The organism is Silvimonas sp. JCM 19000 (assembly GCF_054652575.1).
In genome coordinates, this window is record NZ_BAAIHC010000008.1 from 154,076 (window position 1) to 160,161 (window position 6,086).

A 6,086-nucleotide genomic window follows, 5' to 3' on the forward strand; every position below is an offset into this window, starting at 1 on the left:
GCCCCTTAAGCGTTAACCACTTCGCCATTGGACTTGAAGACGCGGACTTTCTTGCCGTCTTCGAGCACCTTGATCCCAACACGGTCGGCTTTGCCGGTAACCGCATTGAAGATGGCGACGTTGGAAACGTGGACAGAGAGGGTTTTCTCGACAATCCCGCCTTGCTGACCACGCATGGGATTCGGCTTCTGGTGTTTTTTCACCACATTGACGCCTTCAACCACAACGCGATCTTCATCGGGGATCATGCGCAGCACGGTACCGCGCTTGCCCTTGTCCTTACCGGTAATGACGATGACTTCGTCACCTTTGCGAATCTTGTTCATACCTGCCTCTCCTTACAACACTTCGGGCGCGAGCGAAACGATCTTCATGAAGCGCTCGGTACGGAGTTCACGCGTTACCGGTCCGAAGATACGAGTACCAATCGGTTCCAGCTTTGCATTCAGGAGAACGGCGGCATTGCCATCAAACTTGATGAGCGAGCCATCAGAACGACGTACGCCCTTGGCAGTGCGAACCACCACGGCGTTGTACACGTCACCCTTCTTGACACGACCACGCGGGGCAGCATCTTTGATGCTGACCTTGATGATGTCGCCCACAGAGGCATAACGACGCTTGGAGCCGCCCAACACCTTGATGCACATAACAGAACGCGCACCGGTGTTATCTGCAACCTCCAGCATGGATTGCATTTGGATCATGTGAAACAAACCTCCAACTTAACCCGCGAAACTTCGGCATGACCGAAGCAGTGCCCGGCAAAACCGAGCGAATCGCGACCAGTTTTGGACCCCGTACGGGGAAAACAAGCAGTAGCGCAGGCCCGAAAGACCCGTACTATTGCGACAAGGAAAAACGGGCATTGTACGCAAAGTACAATGCCCGTGCAACTACCACTTACGTTTGCCAGCGGCAAACGGCAATACCTTAGACTGCCTGACCCTTTTGCACAGAACCGGTAACAACCCAGGTCTTGGTGCGGGACAGCGGACGACCTTCTTCGATCGTCACCAGATCACCTTCGTGATACTGGTTGGTTTCATCATGCGCGTGGTACTTCTTGGAACGACGAACCACCTTGCCATACAGCGGGTGCTTAACCAGATGCTCAACGAGCACGGTTACGGTCTTGTCCATTTTGTCGCTGACAACACGGCCGGTCAGCGTACGCTTCAGTTTCGCTTCGCTCATGTTCACGCCGCCTTTTCAGCCATGATGGTACGGATGCGCGCAATGTCTTTGCGCACGCGGTTGATCTCGCTGTTTTTTGCGAGTTGGCCGGTAGCGTGCTGCATGCGCAGGCTGAACTGGGCTTTCAACAGCGCAGTCAGTTCGCTCTTCAGCTCGCCTTCGGATTTCTGACGAAGTTCAGCAGCTTTCATCATTGCCCCACTTGACGAGAGACGAAGGTCGTTGCGAACGGCAGCTTGGCCGAAGCCAGGCGGAAGGCTTCACGAGCGATTGCCTCGTCGACGCCGTCCAGTTCGTACAGTACCTTGCCAGGTTGAATTTCGGCGACCCAGTATTCCGGGCTGCCCTTACCGTTACCCATCCGCACTTCAGCGGGCTTGGTCGAGATCGGTTTGTCCGGGAACACACGGATCCACACGCGACCGCCACGCTTGATGTGACGAGTGATAGCACGACGCGCAGCTTCGATCTGACGAGCAGTCAGACGACCGCGGCTGGTCGACTTCAGGCCAAAAGTGCCGAACGCAACGCTGTTACCGCGGGTAGCGATACCGGTGTTACGACCCTTCTGGACCTTACGGTACTTGAGTCTAGTTGGCTGCAGCATTGCGAGGCCCCTTACGTTCACGCTTGCGGGTTTCTACCGGTTCTTGTGCAGCCTTTTCGCCAGGCTTCATTTCACCTTTGTAAACCCAAACCTTGATACCAATGATGCCGTAGGTGGTGCTGGCTTCAGAGGTCGCGTAGTCAATATCGGCACGCAGGGTATGCAACGGCACGCGGCCTTCGCGATACCACTCGGTACGTGCGATTTCGATACCGTTCAGACGGCCTGCCGACATGATCTTGATGCCTTGAGCACCCAGACGCATGGCGTTTTGCATGGCGCGCTTCATGGCACGACGGAACATCACACGCTTTTCAAGTTGCGAAGCGATGCTGTCGGCGATGATTTGCGCGTCAATTTCAGGCTTGCGAACTTCTTCGATATTGACGTGAACCGGCACCTTCAGGATGGCCTGAAGTTGGCCCTTCAATACTTCGATGTCTTCGCCCTTCTTGCCGATCACAACACCCGGACGAGCCGTGTGGATGGTGATCTTGGCATTCTTGGCCGGACGCTCGATCACGACACGGCTAACCGCGGCGTTTGCGAGTTTTTTCTTCAGGAACTCACGGACTTCGATATCTTCAGTCAACATCTTGCTGAAGTTCTTGCTGTTAGCGTACCAGCGTGAGCCCCAGTTCTTGGTGACGGCGAGACGAAAACCCGTCGGATGAATTTTCTGACCCATAATCGCTCCTTAGTCGCCAACAGTCAGCGTGATGTGGCAGGTTTGCTTCTCGATGCGATTGCCGCGGCCTTTTGCACGCGCGGAAAAACGCTTCAGAGACGGCCCTTTGTCCACATAGATCGTGGCGACTTTGAGTGCATCGATGTCAGCGCCTTCGTTGTGCTCGGCGTTGGCAATCGCGGACTCCAGTACTTTCTTGATCAGCACTGCGCCCTTTTTCGGGCTGAAAGCCAGGATGTTCAGAGCCTGCTCCACCGGCTTGCCACGAACGAGATCGGCGACAAGACGCGCTTTTTGTGCGGAGAGGCGAGCATTGCTCAGTACAGCGGATACTTGCATGGCATCACCTTAGCGCTTGGCTTTTTTGTCGGCGGCATGACCTTTGAAAGTACGGGTGAGTGCAAACTCGCCCAACTTGTGGCCAACCATGTTTTCGTTCACGTAAACCGGTACGTGTTGCTTGCCGTTGTGCACAGCGATCGTCAGACCGACGAAATCCGGCAGAACGGTAGAACGACGCGACCAGGTCTTGATGGGGCGCTTGTCGTTCGAAGTACGCGCAGCCTCGATCTTCTTGATCAGGTGCAGGTCTACAAACGGGCCTTTCTTGACAGAACGTGCCATGTTCAATTACCTCTTATTCGCAGGACGACGACGAACGATCATGCCATCGGTACGCTTGTTGTTACGGGTACGGTAGCCCTTGGTCGGCTGGCCCCATGGGCTAACCGGCACACGACCTTCACCAGTACGACCCTCACCACCACCGTGCGGGTGATCGATCGGGTTCATTGCGGTACCACGTACGGTCGGGCGAATACCCAACCAACGCTTGGCACCGGCTTTACCGTAAGAGCGCAGGCTATGTTCTTCGTTGCCTACTTCGCCCAGCGTTGCGCGGCAGTCGATGTGCACCTTGCGGATTTCGCCAGAGCGCAGACGCAACTGAGCGTAAGCACCTTCACGAGCCAGCAATTGAACACTCACGCCAGCCGAACGAGCCAGCTGTGCGCCCTTGCCCGGTTGCAATTCAACGCAGTGGATCGTGGAACCCACCGGAATATTGCGGATCGGCAGTGCGTTACCGGCCTTGATCGGGGCTTCAGCGCCCGACACCAGCACGGCACCAGCTTGCACGCCCTTCGGGGCGATGATGTAGCGACGTTCGCCATCGGCGTAGCACAGCAGCGCGATGTTGGCGGTACGGTTCGGATCGTATTCCAGGCGTTCAACCTTGGCCGGGATACCGTCCTTGTTGCGCTTGAAATCGATAATCCGGTAATGCTGCTTGTGGCCACCACCCTTATGACGGGTCGTGATCACACCGCGGTTGTTACGGCCGGCGGTCTTCGATTGCGCTTCCAGCAGCGGTGCGTACGGCGCACCTTTATGCAGATCAGGGTTTACAACCTTGACGACAGCGCGGCGACCGGGGGACGTCGGTTTTACTTTTACCAATGCCATTTTTCAGTCTCCTTATTGCGCAGCCGAGAGGTCGATTTCCTGGCCGGCTACAAGGCTGATATAAGCCTTCTTCCAGCTAGCACGACGACCGGTGAAACGACCCGAGCGCTTGACTTTGCCCTTGACGTTTACAACCTGCACAGCCTCAACCTTCACCTTGAACAGCAGTTCAATAGCGGCGGCGATTTCGGCCTTGGTGGCATCCGTGGATACGCGGAACACGATTTGCTCGTTCTTTTCGGCAACGAAGGTCGACTTTTCAGAGACCACCGGTGCGCGCAGAACCTGCAGCAGACGGTTTTCAGTAAATTGCGTCATGCGAACATCTCCTCGAAGGCAGCCAGCGCATCGCGGGTCAGCACTACTTTCTTGAAGCGCACGAGGCTCACCGGATCAGCCTGCGACGGCTCGAGCACCAGAACGTTGTTCAGGTTGCGCGAAGCCAGGTACAGGTTTTCGTCCAGTTCCTTCGTGATGATCAGCGCGTTTTCGAGCTTCAGGGTTTCGAGCTTCTGCACGAAAGCCTTGGTCTTCGGGGCTTCCAGCGTAAAGCTGTCAACCACCACCAGACGTTCTTCGCGAACCAGTTGCGACAGAATGGTCGCGATACCGGCGCGGTACATCTTGCGGTTAACCTTGTGGCTGAAGTTCTCGTCCGGGCTGTTCGGGAAAATGCGACCACCACCACGCCACAGCGGCGACGAAGTCATACCGGCACGAGCACGACCAGTGCCCTTTTGACGGAACGGCTTCTTGGTGGAGTGTTTAACCTGCTCACGATCTTTCTGAGCACGGTTACCGCTACGTGCATTCGCGAAGTACGCGGTCACAACCTGGTGAACCAGCGCTTCGTTGAATTCACGTGCGAACAGGGTATCGGAGCCAGCGACAGCAGCTTGCGCTTCGCCGTTTGCATTAATGACTTTCAGTTCCATCACGCACCTGCCTTCACACTGGGGCGAACGATCACGTCATTGCCCTTGGAGCCAGGGACAGCGCCCTTCACCAACAGCAGTTGACGCTCGGCATCCACACGCACGACTTCCAGGTTCTGCACGGTACGCTTGACGTTACCAAGCTGACCCGGCATACGCTTACCCGGCAGCACGCGGCCCGGATCTTGCGCTTGACCAATGGAACCCGGCACGTTGTGCGAACGGGAGTTACCGTGGGAAGCACGGTTGGAGCTGAAATGGTGACGCTTGATCGCGCCAGCAAAACCCTTACCCTGGGTAGTGCCAGTGACATCAACCATCTGACCAATAGCGAACAACTCAACGGACAGCGAATCGCCTGCTTTCAGCTCGGTGATTTTGTCAGCGGGTACACGGAACTCAACGAGACCGAGACCAGCTTCAACACCTGCTTTAGCAAAGTGACCGGCTTCCGCTTTGTTAACGCGATTAGCCTTCTTGGCGCCAAACGAAACTTGCACAGCTGCGTAGCCGTCAGTTTCGGGCGTTTTGACCTGCGTGACGCGATTGGCCGACAGATCCAGCACCGTCACCGGGATGGAAGCACCATCCTCAGCGAAGACGCGGGTCATGCCGACTTTGCGACCGACTAGACCTAAGCTCATAGTTATTTCCTTTTCAGGGCCGATTTCGATTGACCGGCAAATAACCAATTAATAAAAAAAGAAAGCTTGTCACCCAAAAGATGACAAGCTCGCGATATTAGCACTGATTTTCCTGCCCCTGCAAGCACTTAGCCTGCCAAAGCCAAAAAATCCTGCTGATTTATATGGTCTTTTCTGATTTACACCCGATCAGACCACCCCGGCCGCGTTACCGCGACCGGGGCAACTGCATTACTGCAGCTTGATTTCTACGTCCACGCCAGCCGGCAGATCCAGTTTCATCAGGGCGTCAACGGTCTTGTCGGTAGGATCGACAATGTCCATCAGGCGCAGATGAGTACGGATTTCGAACTGGTCGCGGGAGGTCTTGTTCACGTGCGGCGAACGCAGAACGTCGAAACGTTCGATTTTCGTCGGCAACGGAACCGGGCCCTTCACCACAGCACCGGTACGCTTGGCGGTATCAACGATTTCCTGAGCGGAACGGTCGATCAGCGCGTAGTCGAATGCTTTCAGGCGGATACGAATTTTCTGGTTTTGCATTTGGATGC

At 55.8% G+C, this 6,086-nt stretch carries 13 protein-coding genes; all 13 read right to left on the minus strand.

Features of this window, described 5'->3' with window-relative positions; genetic code table 11:
• Positions 1 to 5 precede the first annotated feature (5 nt).
• Complete coding sequence (rplX, locus tag ACYQ1A_RS09975; RefSeq protein WP_053939968.1) at positions 6 to 326, minus strand: 50S ribosomal protein L24; 321 nt, start codon at positions 324 to 326, stop codon at positions 6 to 8.
• A gap of 12 nt (positions 327 to 338) precedes the next feature.
• Entirely contained in the window at positions 339 to 707 is a 369-nt protein-coding gene (gene rplN, locus ACYQ1A_RS09980; RefSeq protein ID WP_053939969.1) for a 50S ribosomal protein L14, read from the minus strand.
• Between the two features lie 226 nt (positions 708 to 933).
• Positions 934 to 1,197 carry a 30S ribosomal protein S17 gene (gene rpsQ / locus ACYQ1A_RS09985; RefSeq protein ID WP_062220658.1) on the minus strand — a complete coding sequence of 88 codons (264 nt, stop codon included), beginning with the start codon at positions 1,195 to 1,197 and terminating at the stop codon, positions 934 to 936.
• Between the two features lie 2 nt (positions 1,198 to 1,199).
• Positions 1,200 to 1,388 (minus strand): 50S ribosomal protein L29, encoded by a 189-nt coding sequence (gene rpmC, locus ACYQ1A_RS09990; RefSeq protein ID WP_053939971.1) that lies wholly within the window; start codon positions 1,386 to 1,388, stop codon positions 1,200 to 1,202.
• A complete protein-coding gene (gene rplP, locus ACYQ1A_RS09995; RefSeq protein WP_053939972.1) occupies positions 1,388 to 1,804 on the minus strand; it encodes a 50S ribosomal protein L16 in 417 nt (138 codons plus the stop codon). Before rplP ends, rpmC begins: the two co-directional genes overlap by 1 nt.
• Entirely contained in the window at positions 1,788 to 2,492 is a 705-nt protein-coding gene (gene rpsC, locus ACYQ1A_RS10000) for a 30S ribosomal protein S3 (RefSeq protein WP_053939973.1), read from the minus strand. Before rpsC ends, rplP begins: the two co-directional genes overlap by 17 nt.
• Positions 2,493 to 2,501: 9 nt before the next feature.
• Positions 2,502 to 2,831, minus strand: a complete 330-nt coding sequence (gene rplV, locus ACYQ1A_RS10005; protein ID WP_053939974.1) for a 50S ribosomal protein L22 — start codon at positions 2,829 to 2,831, stop codon at positions 2,502 to 2,504.
• Positions 2,832 to 2,840: 9 nt separating this feature from the next.
• The gene (gene rpsS / locus ACYQ1A_RS10010) at positions 2,841 to 3,116 is read right to left on the minus strand and encodes a 30S ribosomal protein S19 (protein ID WP_053939975.1); all 276 of its coding nucleotides are present in this window, start codon (positions 3,114 to 3,116) and stop codon (positions 2,841 to 2,843) included.
• Between the two features lie 6 nt (positions 3,117 to 3,122).
• Positions 3,123 to 3,956, minus strand: a complete 834-nt coding sequence (gene rplB / locus ACYQ1A_RS10015; RefSeq protein WP_053939976.1) for a 50S ribosomal protein L2 — start codon at positions 3,954 to 3,956, stop codon at positions 3,123 to 3,125.
• Positions 3,957 to 3,968: 12 nt separating this feature from the next.
• Positions 3,969 to 4,274, minus strand: a complete 306-nt coding sequence (gene rplW / locus ACYQ1A_RS10020; protein ID WP_053939977.1) for a 50S ribosomal protein L23 — start codon at positions 4,272 to 4,274, stop codon at positions 3,969 to 3,971.
• A complete protein-coding gene (gene rplD, locus ACYQ1A_RS10025) occupies positions 4,271 to 4,891 on the minus strand; it encodes a 50S ribosomal protein L4 (protein WP_053939978.1) in 621 nt (206 codons plus the stop codon). Before rplD ends, rplW begins: the two co-directional genes overlap by 4 nt.
• Positions 4,891 to 5,535 (minus strand): 50S ribosomal protein L3, encoded by a 645-nt coding sequence (rplC, locus tag ACYQ1A_RS10030; protein ID WP_053939979.1) that lies wholly within the window; start codon positions 5,533 to 5,535, stop codon positions 4,891 to 4,893. Before rplC ends, rplD begins: the two co-directional genes overlap by 1 nt.
• Positions 5,536 to 5,766: 231 nt before the next feature.
• Entirely contained in the window at positions 5,767 to 6,078 is a 312-nt protein-coding gene (gene rpsJ / locus ACYQ1A_RS10035; RefSeq protein ID WP_053939980.1) for a 30S ribosomal protein S10, read from the minus strand.
• Positions 6,079 to 6,086 lie beyond the last annotated feature (8 nt).

Coding starts and splice junctions, on each gene's coding strand:
- rpsJ (WP_053939980.1), bottom strand. CDS start 6,078: ATGCAAAACCAGAAAATTCGTATCCGCCTGAAAGCATTCGACTACGCG.
- rplV (WP_053939974.1), bottom strand. CDS start 2,831: ATGCAAGTATCCGCTGTACTGAGCAATGCTCGCCTCTCCGCACAAAAA.
- rplW (WP_053939977.1), bottom strand. CDS start 4,274: ATGACGCAATTTACTGAAAACCGTCTGCTGCAGGTTCTGCGCGCACCG.
- rpsQ (WP_062220658.1), bottom strand. CDS start 1,197: ATGAGCGAAGCGAAACTGAAGCGTACGCTGACCGGCCGTGTTGTCAGC.
- rplB (WP_053939976.1), bottom strand. CDS start 3,956: ATGGCATTGGTAAAAGTAAAACCGACGTCCCCCGGTCGCCGCGCTGTC.
- rpsC (WP_053939973.1), bottom strand. CDS start 2,492: ATGGGTCAGAAAATTCATCCGACGGGTTTTCGTCTCGCCGTCACCAAG.
- rplC (WP_053939979.1), bottom strand. CDS start 5,535: ATGAGCTTAGGTCTAGTCGGTCGCAAAGTCGGCATGACCCGCGTCTTC.
- rplN (WP_053939969.1), bottom strand. CDS start 707: ATGATCCAAATGCAATCCATGCTGGAGGTTGCAGATAACACCGGTGCG.
- rplD (WP_053939978.1), bottom strand. CDS start 4,891: ATGGAACTGAAAGTCATTAATGCAAACGGCGAAGCGCAAGCTGCTGTC.
- rpsS (WP_053939975.1), bottom strand. CDS start 3,116: ATGGCACGTTCTGTCAAGAAAGGCCCGTTTGTAGACCTGCACCTGATC.
- rplX (WP_053939968.1), bottom strand. CDS start 326: ATGAACAAGATTCGCAAAGGTGACGAAGTCATCGTCATTACCGGTAAG.
- rpmC (WP_053939971.1), bottom strand. CDS start 1,388: ATGAAAGCTGCTGAACTTCGTCAGAAATCCGAAGGCGAGCTGAAGAGC.
- rplP (WP_053939972.1), bottom strand. CDS start 1,804: ATGCTGCAGCCAACTAGACTCAAGTACCGTAAGGTCCAGAAGGGTCGT.